The sequence below is a fragment of the Rhizobium sp. PAMB 3182 genome (assembly GCF_052908355.1).
Genome location: NZ_CM128607.1, coordinates 793784 through 814366, shown reverse-complemented (window position 1 = coordinate 814366; position 20583 = coordinate 793784). Strand labels below are relative to the sequence as shown.

Below are 20583 nucleotides of genomic sequence, written 5' to 3'. Positions count from 1 at the left end.
TGAAGGCCATCGCATGATCATAGGTATTGGCAGCGACCTCATCGATATCCGCCGCGTGGAGAAATCGCTGGAGCGCTTCGGCGACCGCTTCACCGACCGTATTTTCACCGAAATTGAAAAGCAGAAGGCGGGCCGTGGACGCAACGCCACTGCCGCCTACGCCAAGCGCTTCGCCGCCAAGGAGGCTTGTGCCAAGGCGCTCGGCAGCGGGATTGCCATGGGGGTCTTCTGGAAGGAAATGGGCGTCGTCAACCGCCAGGACGGCGGGCCGGTCATGGAGCTAACCGGAGGGGCCGCCGCGCGGCTTGCTGCGCTCACTCCGCCGGGTCACGAGGCGGTCGTGCATCTGACGATGACGGACGAGCCGCCCTATGCCCAGGCCTTCGTGGTGATCGAGGCGAGGCCCACTTCGGGTTGAAGCCGGGAGGCGATGCCGGCGGGTGGGACATAGTGCCCCATTTAGCGGCTCGCCCCGGGTGACGCGCCTTGCCCGGCGCAATCGAAAAGACTACAGAGAAGCTCGAAATTCATTGCAAAGGAAAGAGACGCGTGTTCGAGAAAGCTGAAAAGAAGGAGCAAAACGCCCTGTGGGAGAACATCAAGGTGTTCGTACAGGCATTGCTGCTTGCTGTGATTATCCGCACGGTGCTGTTCCAGCCGTTCACCATTCCGTCAGGCTCGATGATGCCGACGCTGCTTGTCGGCGATTACATCTTCGTCAACAAATATGCCTACGGCTATTCGCGCTACTCTCTGCCGTTCTCGCCGGACCTGTTCTCCGGCCGCATCTTCTCGAGCGAGCCGAAGCGCGGCGACGTCGTCGTCTTCCGCTATCCGCCGAACCCGCAGATCGACTACATCAAGCGGCTGATCGGCCTTCCCGGCGATCACATCCAGGTCAAGGACGACATTCTTTACGTCAACGGCGAGCCGGTTCCGCGCCAGCCCGACGGCACGTTCACGTCCGATTACCGCAATGATCCCGGCGTCGACGTTCCGGTCTACCGGGAAACGCTCGACAACGGCAAGACCTACGACACGCTCGACGCGCGTCCGGATTCGGCCGGCGACAACACCCGCGAATTCATCGTTCCGGCCGGCCACTATTTCATGATGGGCGACAACCGCGACAACTCGCTCGACAGCCGTTTCGACGTCGGCTACGTGCCGGCTGAAAATCTGGTCGGCCGCGCCAGCTTCATCTTCTTCTCGATCGGCAATGACACCTCGTTCCTGGAGTTCTGGAAGTGGCCGGCGAACATGCGCTGGGATCGCCTGTTCAAGGGCGTTCAATGACGAGGAGCCCCAGGCTCACCGAAGCCGACCGCGTCGCGGTCGAGACATTGCTCGGACACGTGTTCCGCGACAGGTCGCATCTCGAACGCGCCCTGACGCATGCCTCTGTCGGCCAGGTGAAGGCCGGCAACTACGAGCGCTTCGAATTCCTCGGAGACCGGGTTCTCGGCCTGTGCATCGCCGAACTGCTGTTCGAGCTCTACGAGACCGCCAATGAAGGCGAGCTTTCGGTCCGCCTCAACCAGCTTGTCAGCGCCGGCACCTGCGCCGAGATCGCCGATGAACTGCAGCTCTACCGCTTCATTCGCGCCGGATCGGACGTGAAGAAGTTGACGGGCAAGCGGATGATGAACGTGCGCGCCGACGTGGTCGAAAGCCTGATCGCCGCCCTCTATCTGGACGGTGGCCTCGAACCGGCGCGAAGCTTCATCCTGAGGAACTGGAAGAAGCGTGCGGCCAGCGCCGATGGCGCGCGCCGCGACGCCAAGACCGAATTGCAGGAATGGGCGCACGCGAAATATGCGGTGACGCCGTCCTATCGTATTGAAGACAGGTCCGGACCGGATCATGATCCCCGTTTCACGGTCGTCGTCGAGATCCCGGGCCTTGAGCCCGTGTCCGGCGTGGACCGCTCCAAGCGCGCTGCAGAGCAGGTCGCCGCCGCGCGGCTTCTGGAGCGTGAAGGGGTTTGGCAGCCGGAAGACGGCGGAAAAGCAGATGACTGAAGAAAACAACACACAGAACGAAGCCGCAGAGCGGCCGACCCATTCCGGCTTCGTCGCCCTGATCGGCGCCACCAATGCCGGCAAGTCGACGCTGGTCAACCAGTTCGCCGGCGCCAAGGTATCGATAGTCAGCCACAAGGTGCAGACGACGCGCGCCATCGTGCGCGGCATCGTCATTCACGACAACGCGCAGATCGTGTTCATGGACACGCCCGGCATTTTCAAGCCGCGGCGAAAACTCGACCAGGCGATGGTGACGTCCGCCTGGGGCGGCGCCAAGGATGCCGACCTGATCATGTTCGTGGTCGACAGCGAGCGTGGCCTGAAGGGTGATGCCGAGGCGATCCTCGAAGGGCTGAAGGAAGTCCATCAGCCGAAGATCCTCGTCCTCAACAAGATCGACCGTGTGCGGCCGGACGCGCTTTTGAAGCTGGCGTCGGAAGCCAACGAGCGCATTGCCTTCGAGGAGACCTTCATGATCTCCGCGGCCAATGGCTCGGGCTGCAAGGACGTCCTCGACTTTCTCGCCAAGCGGCTGCCGGAGGGTCCGTGGTACTATCCGGAAGACCAGATTTCCGACCTGCCGATGCGTCAGCTGGCGGCGGAAATCACCCGCGAGAAGCTGTTCCTGCGCCTGCACCAGGAACTTCCCTACGCCTCGCATGTCGAGACGGAGAAGTGGGAAGAGCGCAAGGACGGCTCGGTGCGCATCGAGCAGGTGATCTATGTCGAGCGCGACAGCCAGAAGAAGATCGCACTCGGCAAGAACGGCGAGGCCATCAAGGCGATCTCCATGGCCTCGCGCAAGGAAATCTCCGACATCCTCGAGCAGCCCGTGCACCTCTTCCTGTTCGTCAAGGTGCGCGAGAACTGGGGCGACGACCCGGCCCGCTTCCGAGAAATGGGCCTCGATTTCCCCACCGGCTGAACGCCGCGCCTGTCAGACGCGGCTGGCGACGAAGCGGGATATGCTCGGCGACAGCGTCAGGATAAAGACGAAGCGTACCGTCTGGATGGTCATCACCAGCGGCAGGTCGACATGCGTCGAGGCCGCGATGATGGCGATTGAATCGAGCCCGCCGGGGCTGGTGGCGAGATAGGCCGTCAGCGGGTCGACGCCGAGGATCAGCCACAACAGGCTGCCGAGCAGCGCACCGAACGAGATTAGCAGCACGATCGACAGGAAAACCTGCGGGAAGGCGCGCGCCGCATGCCGCAACAGCCGGCGGGTGAAGGCGAGCCCGATCCGCCAGCCGATGATGCCGTAGGCGATCGCCAGCAGCCATGGCGGCAGGGTGATGGCGATGATGTCGAACGAGTTCAGCGCACCCATGACGAACATCGGCACCAGCATGTTGCCGACGGGGATGCGCAGCTTGAAGCCCGCATAGGCCGAAACGGCGGTGACCGCCATCGTCTCGCAGAAGCCGAGCCAATCGACCGGCGGAAACAGCACAAAGGCCGGCGCTTGCCCGCCCTTGAGGTGAAAGACGAAGGCGGCGACGGCGGCCGCCGTGCTCGCCACGCAGACGACCCGCAGATATTGCATGAAGGCGACGAGGCGTGCATCGGCCCCGTAGGCCTCGGCCATCAGCACCATGGCGGACGCACCGCCGGCCGAGGTTCCCCAGACCGCCGTGCTGCCCGGCAGGACCTGACGCTTGGCGAGCACATAGCCCAGAAGCGACGTTGCCAGGATGATGGCGAACACCACCGACACGAAGATCGGCCAGTCCTGAAGGAAGCGCTGCACCACCTTGCCGTCGAGCGACTGGGCGATCATGGCGCCGAGCAGCGACTGGCTGGCGAGATACGGCAGACGCGGAACCGCCATGCGCGCGCTGTTGACCGCAAATAGGATCGCCACGATCATCGGCCCGAGAAGAAGGGCAGCCGGCAGATGGACATATTCGAACGCGCCGGCGAGCGCTGCGGAAAGAACGAGCAGCAACAGCCACTTTGCCGGCGCGGGGACATCGGTCAGAAGTCCGGCGGGCGGGGCGGTTTCCTGCTTGCCGTCGGGAGGAACGGGTGTCGTCATGCGGGGGTCAGTTCGACCGTTGCGGAGGTGGCGATGCGCGCGATCCTCGGGAAAACGTAGCGGAAGGGGAAGGCGTGCATGTCTTCGCTCATCGTCGAACAGGCGTCCTCCAGTATCACCAGCTCGTAGCCGAGTTCATAGGCCTGCCGCGCGGTCGATTCCACGCCGAAATTGGTGGCGATGCCGCCGAGCACGATCGTCCTGATGCCGCGACGGCGCAATTGCAGATCGAGTTCCGTGCCGTTGAAGGCGCCCCACTGGCGCTTGGTGATCCTGAGGTCGCTTGGCTCCGCCAGGTCATCGACCAGATCGCTCCAGTCAGCGGGCAGACCGCCGGCCGGCCGCGCCATCGGTTCCTCGACCGGCTGCTTCAGGCCGTCGCCGAAATCCGCATGCCAGCCGACATTGACCAGCACCACAGGCGAACCGGCCTTGCGGAAGCGGGTCGCAAGCGCTTTCCCAAGGGCAATGACGTCGTCGCCGCTGTGCGGCGCTAGCGTGCGTCCCTGGGCGATGCCCTTCTGCAGATCGATGAGAACGAGAGCGGTGGTCTTGGGATCAAGTAAGATCATGGGAGGCAATCCGTGATGGGCAGATGCTTGGGTGGGGCTGGACCAGGAGCGGGACATGTCGTTATATGAGGATGTCCTCGCAAAATTTATATGAAGATGGCCTCATAAAAGTCAATGACCGGAGCCCCGTTGGAAGAAAATTCCCCAGCTGTCGCCAAGGCGCCGAAGCGTAAGCGCGGCAAGGAGCGGGTCGCCCAGCTTCTCGAGGCCGGCGCATCCGTCTTCGAGGAACGCGGCTTTGCGGCGGCGACGATGACCGAGATCGCCGCCCGCGCCGGTGCGCCGATCGGCTCGCTCTATCAGTTCTTTCCCAACAAGGACGTTCTGGCTGATGCGCTGATCGAGCGCTACGGCGAGCACGTGTTCGAGCGGCTGGACCGGATCGCCGCCAAGGTTCGCGACATGGCGCCGCCGGATCTCGCTCATGCGCTTCTCGATGTCTTTCTCGCGCTCTCCAGCGAACGCCGCCTGGCGATCGGGCTTCTTGACATGCGCTGGCGTGGCCCGGATGCGCGTCCGGGCTATTTCCGCGGCGCGATCCGCGCCCGAATCGCCGGCATCCTGCGCCTCTGGCGTCCGTCTCTTTCGAAGGAAATATCCGAATCGTCCGCCATCGTCGTGCTGCAGCTCATGAAGGCGCACGTGCAGCTGGACGAGGACAGGTCCGGCGAAGCGAAGGAAAAGGCGATGGCTGACTGGCGCGTTATGCTGGAAACCTATCTGGCCGGGCTCTGATACGACGTTTTGCCGGTGCTTTGGTTCTCCGGCGGTGATAAGGATTTTCCATGCAATGGCAGGATCAGGCGATCGTTCTGGGCATCAAGCGGCATGGCGAAACCAGCGTCATCGCCGAGGTGATGACGCGCGACCGCGGACGCCATCTCGGCCTCGTGCGGGGAGGGCGTTCCCGCTCGATGCAGCCGGTGCTGCAGCCGGGCAATCTGGTCGAAGTGACATGGCGCGCGCGGCTTGACGAACATCTGGGAGAGTTTCGTGTCGAACCGCAACGCCTGCGCGCCGCCCGGCTGATGGAGGCGGCGACCTCCGTCTATGGCGTCCAGGCCATGGGTGCCTTGCTGCGCCTGCTTCCCGAACGCGATCCGCATCCGCATCTGTTCGATGCGCTCGACGTAATCCTCGAAAACATGGAGAATCCGGCCGACGCTGGCGAGCTCTTCGTCCGCTTCGAGCTCGCGGTGCTCGACGATCTCGGCTTCGGCCTCGATCTCGAACGCTGTGCTGCGACCGGCAGCCGTGATGAACTGGTCTATGTCTCGCCGAAGTCGGGCAGGGCGGTCAGCCGCCCGGCCGGCGATCCGTACCGGGACCGCATGCTGGCCCTGCCGCCCTTCCTGCGCACCGACCACCGCAAGGCCGCCAATTGCGATACGCTCGCCGAAGCCTTCCGCCTGACTGGCTATTTCCTCAACCGCCACGTCTACGAGCCGCGCGGCATCGAGGTCGCCAGCGCCCGCGACGGCTTCATCCAGGCGGCGCTGAAGGCATTGAGAACCCGGCAGGCGGCGACCGGCGAAAACGCCTGAAGGCGAATTCCTGACGGTTGCGGCCGCCCGCAAAAGCGATTCCCCCTCAAGCGCTTGCGCGCCGGCGATGAATCATTGTCTCAGGAAATGTCAGGCAGCAGCCAGCGGCCGGGCGATCGCTTCTTCCTTGATCGGCCAGTGAACGACAGCCGCAAACAGGCCGAGCACCACGCCGAGCCACCAGACGACGTCGTAGGAGCCGAACTTGTCGTAGAGATAGCCGCCCATCCACACGCCGAGGAACGAACCGATCTGGTGCGACAGGAAGACGATGCCGCCGAGCAGGCCGAGATGGCGCGTGCCGAACATGATGGCGACGAGGCCATTGGTTGGCGGCACGGTGGAAAGCCACAACAGGCCCATCACGCTCGCGAAGATGATGACCGACAGTGGCGTCTGCGGCAGCAGCAGGAAAGCGGTGACCGCGATCGAGCGACCGATATAGATCAGCGACAGCATGTAGGGCTTGGAGCGGCGCTGGCCGATGGCACCGGCGGCGAGCGACCCGATGATGTTGAAGAAGCCGATCAGCGCCATGGCGATCACCGCATAGCGGGCGTCGATGCCGATGTCGCCGATATAGGCCGGGAAATGCGCGGTGATGAACGCCACCTGGAAACCGCAGACGAAGAAGCCGCTGGTCAGGAGCAGGTAGGAGCGGTGTCCGAGCGCTTCCTTCAGCGCCTGCACGACCGTCTGCTCGAACTGGGTGTGCGACTGGCTGCCGGACCTTGCATTGCCCTTCAGCGGGATGGCGAGGAACGGCACGACGATCATCATGGCGGCGAAGATGATCAGCGATTCCGACCAGCCGAACGCATTGATCAGCCCCTGGGTGAGCGGCGCGAACAGGAACATGCCGGCCGAGCCTGCGGCGGTCGCAATGCCGAAGGCGAAGGAGCGCTGGTCGGCGGTGACGTTGCGGGCAAAGGCCGACAGGATGACGCTGAACGAACCGGCGGCGATCGCAAGGCCGATCAGCACGCCGCCGCCCAGATGCAGGAGCACGATGGAATGGCCGCTCGCCATCATCACGAGCCCGGCGGCATAGAGGAGAGCGGACATGATGAGCACCTTGGCGGTGCCGTACTTGTCCGCCAGCGCGCCGAAGAACGGCTGGCCGAGGCCCCAGAACAGGTTCTGGATCGCCATGGCAAGGCCGAAGGTAGAGCGGTCCCAGCCGGTTTCCGACAACATGGGCAACTGGAAAAAGCCCATGGCCGAGCGCGGCCCGAAGGTCATGATCGAGATCAGCGATCCCGCGATGATCAGAGCCCAGGGCATCGGGTGTGTGGCGGTCTTCTGCATGGAACTGTCCCCTCAGCCAGCCAGTATTCTCTGAGACTGAAGTATATACGGCGCACTAATCACGCCAAGCGATTAGATTTGAATCTTTGATCAGGAAATTTGATGGTTCAGGCCGCCCGAAGCTTCCAGCCGCTGCCCCGTTCGTCGATTACGCGCACCTCGTCGCCGGCGGAGATACGGCCTTCGCCGCGCGGCACGGCGTTCCAGCCGAAGAGCACGCCCTTGATCCGCTCGTCCGCCGACATGCGGAGCTTGCGAAGGGCCGGCATCGGGTCGGCAATCTCGCGCGAGCCGGTCTTCTGGTCCTGGGTGGTCATCACGCAGCGCACGCAGGGTTTGACGAAATCGAAGCGGATGCCGCCGATCTCGACCGCCGCCCAGCGGTCCTCGGCGAAGGGCTCCTCGCAGTCGATGACGATGTTCGGACGGAACCGGTCCATCGGCACCGTGGGCAGGCCCTGGCCGTGCAGGTTGGCGTTGATGGCGTTCAGCGAGCCGGCGGTCGTCACCAGCACCTGGAACCCGTCGGCAAAGGTGACGGGCGTACCTTCTCCGGCCCAGTCGGCGCTCGCCTCGCGGTGCGCGTCGGCATCGAAGAAGGCAAGCTTCACCTCCGTCCCGAACCACTGCGAAAGCTTGGCATTGACGCCGTCGTCGGCAATCGCCGCGTTGACGCGCGACTTCCAGACCATGACCTCCATGCGGTGGTCCGGCTGCGGCGGCGCCACCAGAAGCTCGCCCTTGCCTTCCATCGTCAGAAGCAGCGAGGTCGCACCGGGGCGCGCGTCGATGCGCGCAAGCGACGGCAGTTCGCGCTGGGTGATGAACCGGCCATTGCCGTCGACGATCATCATCCGGCGGTCGCCGGAGAGGCCGAAAGCGTCGACCTTCGAATAGGGCAGGCGGATGCCGCGCGCGCTCTTGAGCGGGTAGATGAAGAGATCACTGACCTGCATGGGACCGTCCTATAGTTCGTCGAGAAAGTGTTGAAGGAATTGTGCCAGCCGGTCGTGACGTTCGCGGGCGAAATCCTGCCCCGCTGTCGTCTGGAAACCGTCGGCGAGCTTGAAAAGCTTGGCTTCGAAATGATCGATGGCAAAGGCCTTGTCGTCGAGCGGGCGACCGTCCGCGCGCGGATCGGCGGGATCATAAAGCGCCGACCCCATCCGCCCTGCGACATAGAAGCAGCGAGCCGCACCGATGGCGCCGATCGCGTCCAGCCTGTCGGCGTCCTGCAGGATCTTCGCTTCCAGCGTTTCCGGCGGAATGCCGGCGGAATAGCTGTGGGTGAGGATGGCGTGCGCCACGGCCTCGATGTCGACGTCAGCCCAGCCGAGATCGCCAAGGACGCTTGCCGCTCTTTCGGCGGCAAGCCGCGAGGCCTGGGTTCTCAGCGGCGAATTCTTCTCCACCGACACGCAATCATGCATCAGCACGGCCGCGGCCAGCACCTCGGCATTGCCGCCTTCGATAGCCTGGATTCGGAAGGCATTGCGGAAGACGCGCTGGATATGGGCAAGGTCGTGCGACCCGTCATTGCCGGCGTCGAGATGGGGCAGAAGCTGTTCGGCAATCGCCTGATGCGGCGCAAAGGCCAGGGCAGTCAGCATCGGTGGATCGTTCCTCCCAATCGGCGAATCTGACCGCTATTGATTATAGGCCGACGGCTGCGAACGCAATCCGGGGATCGCTGTGCGATGTTTCGACCAGTCCGTGCATATACCGATCGCTTGAAATGAGTGCGACAGATTGACGCAGGGTGCGCGGCCGCTCGAGACGTGGCCGTCGACATCGCCCCTAAGATGGAATGGGTTTTTTGCGCGATATGGCCGGAGAGGTTAATAAATATTAACAAAAATTCGATTCGAAACGTGTCAATTGCTGATTGTGGCAATTAACAAATTTTTTTGCCGGAAAAGGCGACTCAAATTAGCGATTCATCAGTCCTGGTTTCGTATTCTGTCCCGCAGGATTTCAGAGAATATTTTTACGGGGGCTTTTTTAATGACCAGCGTGTCCGCTGCGGGAAGCAGCAACTATCTCTATTTGTCCAAGATCAATGGAACCGACAAGGAAAGCACGGAAGCGGCAGCGTCGACGGCGGCTTCTGCCACGTCCTCCATGCCGGCCACACCACCGGCGATGGAATTCGACAGCGACAGCGCGACGTCGAAGTTTTCCGGCAACATGATGTCGATGATGATGAGCATGTCCGATACGCTGGCATCGCCCCAGCTGTCGACGACTGACCTGGTCTCCTCGATGGATTCCGATGAGGATGGCAGTGTGACGCTCGAGGAGTTCGTCGCCTCGCGTCCGGACGAGGTATCCGAAGAGGACGCCACGACGCTCTTCAATTCCTTTGACAGCGAGGACACCGGTTCGCTGACGACGGAGGCGCTTGCCGACGCCATGGATGCCAGCCGGCCGGCGCCGCCGATGGGTGGGCCGGGTGGACCGGGAGGTCCGCCTCCGGGTGGCCCGCCGTCCGAGGACAGTGATGGCGACGACGACCTCGTCAGTGCGATGGATAGCGACGAGGACGGCAGCGTAACCCTTGAGGAGTTCGTGGCCTCCCGCCCGGATGAAGTCTCCGAGGAAGACGCCACCACGCTGTTTAATTCCTTCGATAGCGAAGGCACGGGTTCACTGACCACCGAGGCGCTCGGTGACGCCATGAAGAGCAACCGTCCGGGCCCGCCGCCCGGCGGCGTCCAGATGATGACGCTGGGCGAGGACAGCACCTATTCGCTGTCCGATCTTCTTGGCGCCATCTCCAGCACGACTAACGAGGTTGCCGAAGCCGACGCCTAGGCCCCTGCCGGGCCGGGATGACGGCGCATCATGAAGACAAAAACCGGCCGCGTCTTTCGCGGCCGGTTTTCTGTTTCTTCCGGGAGGAGGCGATCTCCCTCGATTCGGCAGGTCAGCCGGTCGTCTTGTCCTGCTCCTTGTCGACCGGAGCAGGTGTCCCGTCCGCGGCCGCCACGGTGTAGGTGACCTGCGGGAACGGAATGGAGATGCCACGCTTGTCGAACTCCAGCTTTGCCGTCTTGGTGAAATGCCGGCTTGTCGGCCACCAGTCGGCGCTCATCGTCCAGTAGCGAAGGGTGATCGATACGGCGCTGTCGCCGAGTTCGGCAACGAAGGTTTCGGCCGCCGGATCGGCGAGCACGCGCTCGTCGCCATTGGCCATGTCCATCAGGATCGATTGCGCCAGCTCGATGTCGTCCTCATAGCCGATCCCGATCGTCAGGTCGTTGCGGCGGGTCTTCTGGCGGCTGTAATTGGTGATCGAGACGTTCCACAGCGACGAATTCGGCGCCAGGCGATAAAGCCCGTCCGGCGTCCTGAATTCGGTGGCGAACAGTCCGATCTGCTGGACGATGCCCGATACATTTCCGGCGTCGATATACTCGCCGTTGCGGAACGGGCGCAGCACCAGAAGCATGATGCCGGCGGCAATGTTCTGCAGCGTGCCCTGCAGGGCAAGGCCGATGGCGAGGCCGGCGGCGCCGAGGGCGGCGATGATCGAGGTGGTCTGCACGCCGAACTGGCCGAGCACCATGACCACGACGATGATGAGGACCCCGTAGCGGACGATGTTGCCGAGGAAGTTGATGACGGTTGCGTCCAGCCCGCGGACACGGCCGAGGGCGCTTTCGGTCCATCGGCTGAACAGGCTGGAGGCGATCCAGCCGATGATCAGGATCAGGATCGCGCCCACGGTCGAGAAGGCGTAGGACACGATCAGCGTGGCCAGGGAATCGATCAGGGTGGAGGTGGAGAGCAGAATGTCGTTGGCCTTCGAGCCGATGGCATCCGCGGAGAGGTTTTCCATATTCCTTCGTCCTCAGTTGGTCTTTCGGGCGGAGTCAGAGACCTATAAAGGGCGCTACCCCCCGGAAGTCAAACCTCCGGATGTCTCTTGGGACATTTCGGCGTGCAATCAGCCAAAATCGAACGAGAACGGCGCATTGCCGTCAGCATCGGCGCCCCTGCCGATGGACGCCATGGCTTCGATGAGCCGGCCTTGGCGGCCGAGCACAGAATCGCCGATGGCGATCAGCCGGGTGTTCGGCGTTGCGAAGGGCGAGGCCCGGCGCAAGTCTTCGGCGAGTGCGAAGTCGTCCAGATCCGGCCGCAAGGCGAGAGCGACGATCGCCGCTGCCGCCGGCGAGCGAGATACGCCCATCCAGCAATGAACGAGCAGCGGCGCGCTCTGGTCCCAGTCCCGCGCAAAGTCGATGATCGCCCGGACATGTGCTTCCTGCGGCGCGATCAGCCCCTCGGTCTTCGAGGAGAAGGTGATGTCGTTGACGTCGAGCCGCAGATGGCGGTCGCCAGAGATCACCGCCGGACGGTGAAATTTCTGGCTTTCGCCGACCAGGCTGATCATTTCGCGCGAGCGATGCCGGACGGCCATTTCCGCGATCCGCGCGAGCGGCGAGACGACGATGCGCGGCATTACGGACCCTCGGCCTTGCGCTCGGCCTCGATCGCTTCGAACCGCGCGCAGAAGATCCGCTCGACTTCGGTCGCCGGCAGCGGCTCAAGGAGCAGCATGTCGCGCGTGATGCCGCGCGGCTGTCCGAAGAACTGGCGTGCCTCCGCCGGATCGAAACCGGCGAGTTCCGTTGCCTCGAAATAGGCCGCGACCTGATCGGCCTTCTTGATCCTGGCCTTGAGGTCGGCCGTCGGATGCGGCGGCAGGCCGAAGCGCAGGTGCACCGCTGCCTCCAGCCGCTTCTCGACCGTCTTGTAGCCGCCGCCGACCACCGCCTTGAACGGCGAGATCATGTCGCCGATCACATATTCCGGGGCGTCGTGCAGCAGCGCCATCTGCCGGTCGCGCGCAGTGGTCTTGCAGCTCTTCGTAAAGATCGTTTCGACGATCAGGCTGTGCTGGGCAACGGAAAAGGCATGGTCACCGCGCGTCTGGCCGTTCCAGCGGGCGACACGGGCAAGGCCGTGGGCGATGTCGGCAATCTCGACATCGAGCGGCGAGGGGTCGAGAAGGTCGAGCCGTCGGCCGGAAAGCATGCGCTGCCAGGCGCGCGGGGTCGTCGGCGTCTTCAAGCGTCGACCTCGTCGGACGGGAAGGAGAGGCCGGACCATGCGGGCAGGGTAAGCGTGACCGGGGTGTCGCCCGCCAGCATCGGCGTGCCGGCGGCAAGCGCGGCGCCGACGCGGTCGGTCCGCACGATCGCAATCGCACTGGAGCCGGAGACGCTGCCGATGTTGCCAACCGGCTTTCCGGCGGCCGTCAGCGGCGTTTCCGGAGAAAGTGGGTCATTCTCGGCAGTCACGATCACAGGGCGGCGACGCGCCGTTCCCCGGTGCTGCATGCGCGACACCACCTCCTGGCCGACATAGCAGCCCTTCCTGAAGGAGAGCCCGCCGTTCAGGTCCATCATCACATCGTGGGGAAAGGCATCCTGCAGGGCGAAATCCTGTCCCGACACCGCGATGCCGAGACCGATTCTCAGCGCCTCATAGGCCGCACGGTCGCCGTCGCCGAGATTGCCGGGCAGGCGGTAAAGCGGCGTTCCGGCCTTGGCGAAGCGGCTGTCAGCAACGCTGCCGTCCGGTGCCGTCTCGTCCCAGATGACGCTCACACCGTCATTGTCTTCTGCGGCAAGCGTCACGTTCGCCCTGAGCTTGTACATCATCAGGCGTCGCAACAGCGACTCGGTCTGCGTGGCATCCGTCTCGATGCTGAAACCATCGGCGCTGCGCGAGATCATGAAATCGAACATGATCTTGCCCTGCGGCGTCAGCAGCGCCCCCGGCCGCGCTTCAGCATCGCCGAGACTGGCTATGTCGGTGGTGATCAGGTTCTGCAGGAATGATTCCGCGTCCGGCCCGGATATCCGGATCAGTCGGCGGTCTTCGAGATGGGCTTTGGACATCGCAGTTCCCGGGAATTGGTGTGGGGGACTCGCGATATCGCGCATCCCGTCAAAGGGAACAGGTAGGACGGGACCCGCAAGGGAGCAAGTGTCTTCTTATTCGCCGGCGAGCATGAACTTCCAGGTGCCGTCCGGCGAAATGCCCATCCGGTAGAAATTGTAGCCGCCGTAATCGAGCATGTTGGCATAGTCGCCGGCGGTCACGATGCGCAGCAGTTCCACCACTTCCGGCGGCGTCAGCTTGTCGAGGTCCTTCTCGGCGAAGTAGGGCCACTCATAGGTCTCGTCGGGCGTGCCCTTGTTGAAGTGCGCGGCGCCCGCCTGCAGGAGGTCGAGAACGATCGCGAGAATTTCGCGGCCGTCCGGATCGCCGGAGAAGGATTTCAGCACCGCGACCGGATCTTCGCCGGTGCTGCCGCCAGCGCCAAGCTGCGTCTGGTCGGGGCCGGGATTGGTGAGCTGTGCAAGCCGCGTCACGTCGCCGGATGCCGCCGCCTCGACGATCAGCTGGCGCATCCGCCGGACCGGCTCGGGAAGCTTCGAGGCGTCGAAGATATATTCGACCTCCTTCTTCGGCTGGTCGATGTCGGCCTTCTGCTTGACCATCGGGTCAGGGTCGGGCAGGCCCTGCTCTATGTCCGTGCCTTCGCTGCTGTTCTCGTCGCTCTCGCCTTCGTCGGTCGCCGCACCGCCATCTTCCGCGCCCTGCGATTCAGCCGCGCCGTCGCCAGCCTTGTCGGCGGGCGTGCTCTGAAGTTCGGAAAGCGCGAAGGCCGGCTGGATATGGGCAGACGCGAGGAACGCAGGCAGCACGATCGCGGCGGTCCGCAAAAGAAGACGTGTCGACACCAGAAGCGTCGCGGTCCTTGGCATGGATATGGTGTCCCGTTCTATTGAATGGTTCGGCCCGGAGAAAACTCGCCCGACCGAATGCGCTCGCGCAGCGATTCGAGCATCGCCTCCGCTCCGTCTTCGCCATGAAGGCGTACCGTCTCGCGCATGGCAAGGGCGATTGCGGCATCGGCGATGATTTCAGGCTCGATGCCGTCGGCAACGCCGTCGGCCCAGGCTTCGTTCTGGTATTCGAGAGCAGCCTGCATCTTTTCGTGGACGATAATGTCGTCGAGTTCGTTGATGCTTCTTTCCACTGCCCTTACCCCTGTACTTACTCTGGGTTCTTACCACACTCTTAAAGACGTTATCAGTTTTTTCCCAAAACGGCACTGCGCGCTAGGGAAAGAGGTAAATAAATCATAAATTTCCAAAGCGCGTGGCGATTTCTGTCGCCAGTGTTGCGCCGTCGATACGATATTGCTCCTCGGCTTTCACTGCCGCCGGCGTACAGCCGGTGTGAATCGCGGCGAAGGCACGGTAGCCCCGGTTGAAGGCCGCCGTCAGCTTCGCTGTCCGGTCTGGTTCGCCGGCCGTTTCCAGGTCCAGCAGCTTCTGCATCGAATCACGCCAGTTCGTCTCCTTGTCCGTTCCGCAAAGGCTTCTGAGATATTGGACGGAGCCGAGGATCTCAGACAGTCGCACCAGCTTGTCCTCATAGGGGGGCGGAGGCGAAGGAGCGGCGGGCGCGGGCTGTTCGGCCGCTTTTCCGGCCGCAAATGCGGCAGGGGCAGCGAAGGAAGCCAGGAGAACGAACAGAACAGGCAGGCGCATCGGTCGGTCCTAAGATGTCATGCCGGCGATCCGTTCGGCGCATTCCAGAACGCTCGGCAGAACGGCGATCTGCCGCATTTCCTCCACGCTATACCAGCCAAGCGCGTCCGCGTCATCGGCGGCGGCCGCCGTTTCCGGCCATTCCGCTTCAATCTCGAACACGGAGAGATAGAAGCCGACTCCGCCATCGGCGGAAGGAGGCAGGTCGTAGGCGGTGAAGAAGCGGGCATTGCGTCCGCGAAGCCCGGTTTCTTCCTCCAGTTCGCGAATCGCCGTTTCCTCCGGCGTCTCGCCGGCCTCGGCCCGCCCGCCCGGAAACGCGTAGACGCCCTTGCCAGGCGGGTTGGCGCGCCGGACGAGAAGAAACCGACCCTGATGAACCACGATGGCGGATGAGGCCTGAAGGGAGAGCGTTGTCATGGCCGCACTCTGCCACGAAAGCGGACAGGCTGCGAAGGGGCCGGGCGAGAAAAAGGATGGTCTCCGGGTCACTGCGCGCGCTACGAGATTTGGCACTTCTCAGAGCGCGCGGGCTCGTATATGAGGAGTTCTTTGTTTGTTCTTCGTGTCATCAAGACACCGCGACGTCATCGCAAAGCGAGAGGCCAACATGAAGGTTGAAATGATCAAGCTCGCCGGCATTCTGGGCCTGCTCGCTGCTGTCGGGCCTGTCGCGATCGACATGTATCTGCCGGCCATGCCGCTGATCGCCGCCGACCTTCAGGCACCGGTGGCGCTGTCGCAGTGGACGCTGATGGCGTTCTTCCTGTCCTTCGGCGTGTCGCAGCTCTTCTATGGCCCGGCCTCCGACATGTTCGGCCGCCGGTTGCCGCTCTATTTCGGCCTGACGCTGTTTGCCGTCGCGTCCATCGGCTGCGCGCTGGCCCCGACCATTGGCTGGCTGATTGCGCTGCGCTTCATCCAGGGCATAGGTGCTGCCTCCGTCATGTCGATCCCGCGTGCCATCATCCGCGACCTCTACACCGGCAATGCCGCCACGCGGCTGATGTCGACGGTCATGCTGGTCATTTCCGTCTCGCCGATGCTGGCGCCGCTGATCGGTTCGGCATTGATGGTGCCCTTCGGCTGGCGGGCGGTCTTCTACTGTTCGGCGATAACAGCGGTCACCAGCCTCATCCTGACCCGCTTTGCCCTGCAGGAGACCTTGCCGCCGGAGCGTCGCGTGCCCTTCCGGATGGGCGCCATGCTGAAGGCGTTCGGCATTCTTCTGCGCGATCCGTCCTATATGGGTCAGACGCTGATCGGCGGCGCGGGCATGGCGAGCTTCTTCGCCTTCCTGTCCACTGCGTCGTTTCTTTACACCGGCTATTACGGCCTGACGCCGACGCAGTTCAGCCTTGCCTTCGCGCTGAACGCGCTCGGCTTCTTCTCCTCAAGCCAGTTTGCTGCCAATCTCGGCGGGAGGTACGGCGCGCTCGCGGTCGTGCGCGTCTCCGTCGTCGGCTTCGCGGCCGCGTCGATGCTGATGTTTGTGCTGTTTTTGCTGGGACTGGGAAGCTTCTGGCTGCTGGTCTTCATGCTGATCGTCGCCAATGCCTTCCTCGGGCTCGTAATTCCGACGGCGATGGTCTTGTCGCTCGAAGAGCACGGAGAGATTGCCGGCAGTGCCGCAGCACTTGGCGGCACGCTGCAGATGCTGGTCGGCGCGATTGCTATCGCGATCGTCAGCCTGGTGTTCGACGGAACGCCGCTGCCGGTGGTGGCAAGCATCGCCGGCTGCGGCGTTATCGCCTTGGCGCTGTCCTTCCTGACACTCGGGCGCAGGACGGCCTGAGGGGAAGGGGCGGTGTCTACCGGCCCGAAGCGGGGAGCAAACCGTCCCGCTTCATCTGCTTGCGGACATATTTGCGGTGACGCTTGATCGCCTGCGCCTTCTGCCGGTTGCGGCGTTCCGACGGCTTTTCATAGGTCGCGTGTGCCTTCATCTGCTTGAAGACGCCCTCGCGCTGCAGCTTCTTCTTCAGAACGCGGATGGCCTGTTCGACGTTGTTGTCTCTCACGATGACTTGCAAAGCGGATCCTTTCTCTTTGGCGGCGCTGACACGCCGCTGTGGGAAGAAGGGGAGGGAACTGCACCTGCCCGTGACACCAAAGGCGGACAATCATTGTCCGTCCGAGGCGGGGCAGCATCCGATTTTCAATGCGGGACGCCAGCCTCAAGGCCGGCCAGTCCCCTCCCGTCGATCGAACGCATGGCTGCCAGTACATCCGTGGTCAGCCGCGCGCGAACGCGAACCTGCAGGGTCTTCTCAAGTCAGCCACACTATGGGTTGCTTCCCTTGGCCATGCCGGGAACGGTGCAGATAAAGCACTCTGTCCGCCGAGGCATCGTCGACTGTTCTGGGAAAGTGCGGCGAGGCTTGCACCTCGGAAAAGACCCGCAAAGAAGGTTCGATGATCATAATTTAGGCATTGGGGCGGGGATTTCAAGGGCCGCCGGCAGCAATCCGGCCGCGCTTGACCATTCCGTCGCGTGGTGCGATCACACGAACCCATGTGTGGACGATATGCGCTGGCCGCCACGGCGGAGGATATTCTGGAGTTTCTCTCGGTCATCATGATCGAGGATTTTCCGGCGCGCTTCAACATCGCCCCAACCCAGCCGATCCTGATCGTCACGGCGGGCGAGGGCGCCGAGCCCGGCTCCAACCTTCCCGACCGCAAGGCGATGCTGGTGCGCTGGGGCTTCACGCCGTCATGGGTGAAGGATCCGCGCGACTTTCCGCTGCTGATTAATGCCCGGTCCGAAACGGCCGCCGAGAAGGCGTCGTTTCGCGCCGCCATGCGTCATCGCCGCATCCTGGTACCGGCCTCCGGCTTCTACGAGTGGCACCGCCCCGCCAAGGACAGCGGCCGCAAGTCCCAGGCATACTGGATCCGTCCGAAGAATGGCGGCCTCGTTGCCTTTGCCGGGCTGATGGAAACCTGGTCCTCGCCGGACGGGTCGGAGGTCGACACCGGCTGCATCCTGACGGTCGGCGCCAATGCCGCCATGGCCCCGATCCACGACCGGATGCCGGTCGTCATCGAGCCGGAGAACTTTGCGCGCTGGCTCGATTGCCGCACGCAGGAGCCGCGCGACGTGGCCGACCTCCTGAAACCCGCCGATGACGGCTTCTTCGAAATGATCGCCGTCTCCGACAAGGTCAACAAGGTCGCCAATATGGGGCCGGACCTGCAGGAGCCGGTCAGCCTCGCCGAAGGCGGGGAAGCGCCTCCCGAGAAGCCCAAGCGAAAGAAGACGCCCGGCGATGCCTCCGGCGGCGGGCAGATGTCTCTGTTCTAGCCGGCGACACCCGGATCGCTATTGACGGCGAAGCGGCGGTACCGTCCAGCGGTCGTCAATGATCGGCTTCTTCGGATCGTAGGTCCGGAAGATCGCCTCGAAAGGGCCGTCGGGGGTTGGCACCCAGACCACATCCTTGCGATCCGGACGCTTTCGCGACAGGTACAGCAGGATAGAACCATCGTCCCGCTTGCGGATGTCGGACGAGCCGGAGTTGAGCGAGTGCCGCTTGATCGGCACCTTGAAGAAGAACAGCCGTCCATCCGCGTCCGGCTTGTAAACGCTTAGCGACCAGAAGGCCTCCACCGGCACGCCTTCTGGCGGCATCACCATTTCGTAGACCGCATCGCCGGTCAGTTCGCGGCCGTCCGCATCGCTCTCCGTCCGGTAGTAGCAGGCGTCCTCGATCCGCAGCGCACCAAAGCCGATCAGCGCGATTGCCGCGCGCACCACGTCGTTCTTGCCATAGTCCCCGAGGATCCGGGGCGGCGTGTTCCAGCCGGGCTTGTCCTGCGTGCGCGACAGGCCCTTGCGCACGACGGCCAGCGAGCGCGGCAGCCAGGCCTCCCATGCCACCCGGAAACGGGGACGCAGCGTGTTCCAGGCATCGAGCCGCCCGGGTATGATGCCCCTTGCGGCAAAATCCGCCGAGCGCGCCACCTGGGGGTGGGTGGGCGATCGCCCGAGCAGTTCGTTAGTCAGGGCCAGATAGGTGGGCGCCTCCATCTCCGGCGGTGCGAGCGTGACGAAGCGCCTGGCCTTCGCCTTGGCGATCGCCGGCTCCACATTGATTCCCGATTGAACGGACCGGGCAGCCTCCAGATCGTCCGTGCCGGCGACAAAGGTGCGTGCCAGAAGCCAGACGTCGTTGGAAGGCATGCGGACGATGGTCGCGCCACGCGCGTTGACGGCCGGGCTGTCCGGGCCGACGATCAGGAACGTCCCGCCCTTGCCGTGATGCTCCGCACGGCCGATCATCCCGGCCTGGTCGGTGAACATGTCCATCAGTGCGACCGACAGATAGCGCTTACCGCTCGCCGGCAATGTCAGGCGGACGGGCGTCCGCGACAGTTCCAGCACCGCGGAGGTGTAGAGCGTGTCGTTGTTTGGCGCCGTGACGGAACGGATGCGTTCGTCGGCGAGGTCGCGGACATGGATATGGCGGTTGATCAGGACGCCGTCGTCGCCGGCCCGTTTGGCGGCCTCGGCAAGCGCCTCCTTCGATACCATCGTATCCCCCACGTCGATCTGTCCGGACAACGCCTGCATGGAGCGCGCGAACTCATAAGGGCCGAAGGCATAAAGGAAGGCGTCGATCACCGTATCGTCCAGCACGCCGGTCAACTGCTCGTCGCGTGAGTTCGGGCGCAGCTTCGAGGCGCAGCCGATGAGGCCCGAGGCGGCGAGCGCCGACAGGTTGAGGAGCGTGGCACGGCGCGTGATGGGAAAGCGCATGATCCATTCCTTTCTCAGGTCCCGACATTGCGGAAGCCTGGTTGCTATATGGTCAATTGTACATATATTCATCCGAATGACGAACGGTCAAGACAATGAGTCGCCGCGGCGCGGGCGACGTCCGGCAAATCTCCCGGCGGGACGCAGCACGCTGATCCTGGCCGCCACCCGCTGTTTCGCGGACCTCGGTTTCGAGGCGGCGGGCGTGCGGATGATCGCGGCGCGCGCTGGCGCCGCGCCAAATCTGGTCACCATCCATTTCGGCAACAAGGAAGGGCTGTGGCTTGCCTGCGTCGACGCGCTGGCGGAAAACCTGGCGCCGAAGCTGAAGGCGGTCGCACTTCTGTCAGAGGTTCGATGGTCCGGCGTGCGGGAGCGCCTTGGTGCTGCAATCGCAATGACGGCGGCCTACTACGATCAAAATCCTGATTTGCGCGGCTTCATCGCGAGAGGAAGCCTTGAGCCTCCGCCACGCGGTCCGATCATCGCAGACCGTTTGCTGAAGCCGATCTACGAGGCGGCGCGCCCGCTCATCCAGGAAGGCATAGATGCGGGCGTCATCCCGATCGCTAACCCGGCACTCGTCTTCGTCATCCTCAATGCAACGCTGGGTCAGCCGGACCGCATGGCCGCCGCACTCGGCATTCTGGCGCCGGAATTGTCGACCGACGATCTCGCCGGCACGGTCGGGGAGGCGATGGCCAGGCTTTTATTGCAGCCTGAAAAGCCGGATACCGGTCGGCGCTGAACCACAGGTG

The 20583-nt window shown here is 63.6% G+C and carries 25 protein-coding genes; 10 read left to right on the top strand and 15 right to left on the bottom strand.

Annotated features, from left to right (window positions below):
* Positions 1-13 precede the first annotated feature (13 nt).
* The 4 genes from acpS to era all read left to right on the top strand — a co-directional run bounded on the left by acpS (position 14) and on the right by era (position 2949).
* On the top strand, positions 14-418 hold the full coding sequence (gene acpS / locus ACU5AZ_RS04125; protein ID WP_446824768.1) for a holo-ACP synthase: 405 nt from the start codon (positions 14-16) through the stop codon (positions 416-418).
* A 131-nt stretch (positions 419-549) separates the two neighbouring features.
* Positions 550-1296 carry a signal peptidase I gene (gene lepB / locus ACU5AZ_RS04120; protein WP_446824767.1) on the top strand — a complete coding sequence of 249 codons (747 nt, stop codon included), beginning with the start codon at positions 550-552 and terminating at the stop codon, positions 1294-1296.
* Positions 1293-2021, top strand: coding sequence for a ribonuclease III (rnc, locus tag ACU5AZ_RS04115; RefSeq protein ID WP_446824766.1), 729 nt, complete (start codon positions 1293-1295; stop codon positions 2019-2021). Before lepB ends, rnc begins: the two co-directional genes overlap by 4 nt.
* Positions 2014-2949: a GTPase Era gene (gene era / locus ACU5AZ_RS04110; protein WP_446824765.1), complete on the top strand. Its 936-nt coding sequence runs from the start codon at positions 2014-2016 to the stop codon at positions 2947-2949. Before rnc ends, era begins: the two co-directional genes overlap by 8 nt.
* A 12-nt stretch (positions 2950-2961) precedes the next feature.
* Here the strand turns inward: era and ACU5AZ_RS04105 are convergent, their stop codons facing one another.
* Positions 2962-4062: an AbrB family transcriptional regulator gene (locus tag ACU5AZ_RS04105; protein ID WP_446824764.1), complete on the bottom strand. Its 1101-nt coding sequence runs from the start codon at positions 4060-4062 to the stop codon at positions 2962-2964.
* Positions 4059-4634 (bottom strand): hydrolase, encoded by a 576-nt coding sequence (locus ACU5AZ_RS04100; protein ID WP_446824763.1) that lies wholly within the window; start codon positions 4632-4634, stop codon positions 4059-4061. Before ACU5AZ_RS04100 ends, ACU5AZ_RS04105 begins: the two co-directional genes overlap by 4 nt.
* Positions 4635-4763: 129 nt before the next feature.
* Between ACU5AZ_RS04100 and ACU5AZ_RS04095 the strand changes: the two genes are divergently transcribed.
* Entirely contained in the window at positions 4764-5369 is a 606-nt protein-coding gene (locus ACU5AZ_RS04095) for a TetR/AcrR family transcriptional regulator (RefSeq protein WP_446824762.1), read from the top strand.
* Between the two features lie 50 nt (positions 5370-5419).
* Positions 5420-6178: a DNA repair protein RecO gene (gene recO / locus ACU5AZ_RS04090; RefSeq protein WP_446824761.1), complete on the top strand. Its 759-nt coding sequence runs from the start codon at positions 5420-5422 to the stop codon at positions 6176-6178.
* A 90-nt stretch (positions 6179-6268) separates the two neighbouring features.
* Here recO and ACU5AZ_RS04085 read toward each other — a convergent pair whose 3' ends face one another.
* The 3 genes from ACU5AZ_RS04085 to ACU5AZ_RS04075 form a co-directional block, all read right to left on the bottom strand.
* Entirely contained in the window at positions 6269-7486 is a 1218-nt protein-coding gene (locus ACU5AZ_RS04085) for an MFS transporter (protein WP_446824760.1), read from the bottom strand.
* Positions 7487-7593: 107 nt separating this feature from the next.
* Positions 7594-8442 (bottom strand): MOSC domain-containing protein, encoded by an 849-nt coding sequence (locus ACU5AZ_RS04080; RefSeq protein ID WP_446824759.1) that lies wholly within the window; start codon positions 8440-8442, stop codon positions 7594-7596.
* A 9-nt stretch (positions 8443-8451) separates the two neighbouring features.
* On the bottom strand, positions 8452-9096 hold the full coding sequence (locus ACU5AZ_RS04075; protein ID WP_446824758.1) for an HD domain-containing protein: 645 nt from the start codon (positions 9094-9096) through the stop codon (positions 8452-8454).
* A gap of 394 nt (positions 9097-9490) precedes the next feature.
* Between ACU5AZ_RS04075 and ACU5AZ_RS04070 the strand changes: the two genes are divergently transcribed.
* The gene (locus ACU5AZ_RS04070) at positions 9491-10300 is read left to right on the top strand and encodes an EF-hand domain-containing protein (protein WP_446824757.1); all 810 of its coding nucleotides are present in this window, start codon (positions 9491-9493) and stop codon (positions 10298-10300) included.
* Positions 10301-10412: 112 nt separating this feature from the next.
* Here the strand turns inward: ACU5AZ_RS04070 and ACU5AZ_RS04065 are convergent, their stop codons facing one another.
* The 8 genes from ACU5AZ_RS04065 to ACU5AZ_RS04030 all read right to left on the bottom strand — a co-directional run bounded on the left by ACU5AZ_RS04065 (position 10413) and on the right by ACU5AZ_RS04030 (position 15483).
* Positions 10413-11303, bottom strand: coding sequence for a mechanosensitive ion channel family protein (locus ACU5AZ_RS04065; protein ID WP_446825907.1), 891 nt, complete (start codon positions 11301-11303; stop codon positions 10413-10415).
* A gap of 132 nt (positions 11304-11435) precedes the next feature.
* On the bottom strand, positions 11436-11954 hold the full coding sequence (locus ACU5AZ_RS04060) for a tyrosine phosphatase family protein (protein ID WP_446824756.1): 519 nt from the start codon (positions 11952-11954) through the stop codon (positions 11436-11438).
* Entirely contained in the window at positions 11954-12529 is a 576-nt protein-coding gene (locus tag ACU5AZ_RS04055) for a YfbR-like 5'-deoxynucleotidase (protein ID WP_446825906.1), read from the bottom strand. Before ACU5AZ_RS04055 ends, ACU5AZ_RS04060 begins: the two co-directional genes overlap by 1 nt.
* 32 nt (positions 12530-12561) lie before the next feature.
* Positions 12562-13398, bottom strand: a complete 837-nt coding sequence (gene ygfZ / locus ACU5AZ_RS04050; RefSeq protein ID WP_446824755.1) for a CAF17-like 4Fe-4S cluster assembly/insertion protein YgfZ — start codon at positions 13396-13398, stop codon at positions 12562-12564.
* 96 nt (positions 13399-13494) lie between these two features.
* The gene (locus ACU5AZ_RS04045) at positions 13495-14271 is read right to left on the bottom strand and encodes a hypothetical protein (protein ID WP_446824754.1); all 777 of its coding nucleotides are present in this window, start codon (positions 14269-14271) and stop codon (positions 13495-13497) included.
* 17 nt (positions 14272-14288) lie between these two features.
* Complete coding sequence (locus ACU5AZ_RS04040) at positions 14289-14498, bottom strand: hypothetical protein (RefSeq protein ID WP_446825905.1); 210 nt, start codon at positions 14496-14498, stop codon at positions 14289-14291.
* Between the two features lie 151 nt (positions 14499-14649).
* A complete protein-coding gene (locus tag ACU5AZ_RS04035) occupies positions 14650-15063 on the bottom strand; it encodes a TIGR02301 family protein (protein WP_446824753.1) in 414 nt (137 codons plus the stop codon).
* Positions 15064-15072: 9 nt separating this feature from the next.
* Positions 15073-15483: an NUDIX hydrolase gene (locus ACU5AZ_RS04030; protein WP_446824752.1), complete on the bottom strand. Its 411-nt coding sequence runs from the start codon at positions 15481-15483 to the stop codon at positions 15073-15075.
* 190 nt (positions 15484-15673) lie between these two features.
* Between ACU5AZ_RS04030 and ACU5AZ_RS04025 the strand changes: the two genes are divergently transcribed.
* Positions 15674-16858: a multidrug effflux MFS transporter gene (locus tag ACU5AZ_RS04025; protein WP_446824751.1), complete on the top strand. Its 1185-nt coding sequence runs from the start codon at positions 15674-15676 to the stop codon at positions 16856-16858.
* Between the two features lie 16 nt (positions 16859-16874).
* Here the strand turns inward: ACU5AZ_RS04025 and rpsU are convergent, their stop codons facing one another.
* Positions 16875-17096 carry a 30S ribosomal protein S21 gene (rpsU, locus tag ACU5AZ_RS04020; RefSeq protein ID WP_446824750.1) on the bottom strand — a complete coding sequence of 74 codons (222 nt, stop codon included), beginning with the start codon at positions 17094-17096 and terminating at the stop codon, positions 16875-16877.
* Between the two features lie 482 nt (positions 17097-17578).
* On the opposite strand from rpsU, the gene ACU5AZ_RS04015 reads away from it, so the two are divergent.
* Complete coding sequence (locus ACU5AZ_RS04015; RefSeq protein ID WP_446824749.1) at positions 17579-18370, top strand: SOS response-associated peptidase; 792 nt, start codon at positions 17579-17581, stop codon at positions 18368-18370.
* 18 nt (positions 18371-18388) lie between these two features.
* On the opposite strand, the gene ACU5AZ_RS04010 is transcribed toward ACU5AZ_RS04015, so the two are convergent.
* Positions 18389-19825, bottom strand: coding sequence for a DUF1254 domain-containing protein (locus tag ACU5AZ_RS04010; RefSeq protein WP_446824748.1), 1437 nt, complete (start codon positions 19823-19825; stop codon positions 18389-18391).
* A gap of 76 nt (positions 19826-19901) precedes the next feature.
* Here ACU5AZ_RS04010 and ACU5AZ_RS04005 point away from each other — a divergent pair, with 76 nt between their 5' ends.
* Positions 19902-20573, top strand: a complete 672-nt coding sequence (locus ACU5AZ_RS04005; protein WP_446824747.1) for a TetR/AcrR family transcriptional regulator — start codon at positions 19902-19904, stop codon at positions 20571-20573.
* Positions 20574-20583 lie beyond the last annotated feature (10 nt).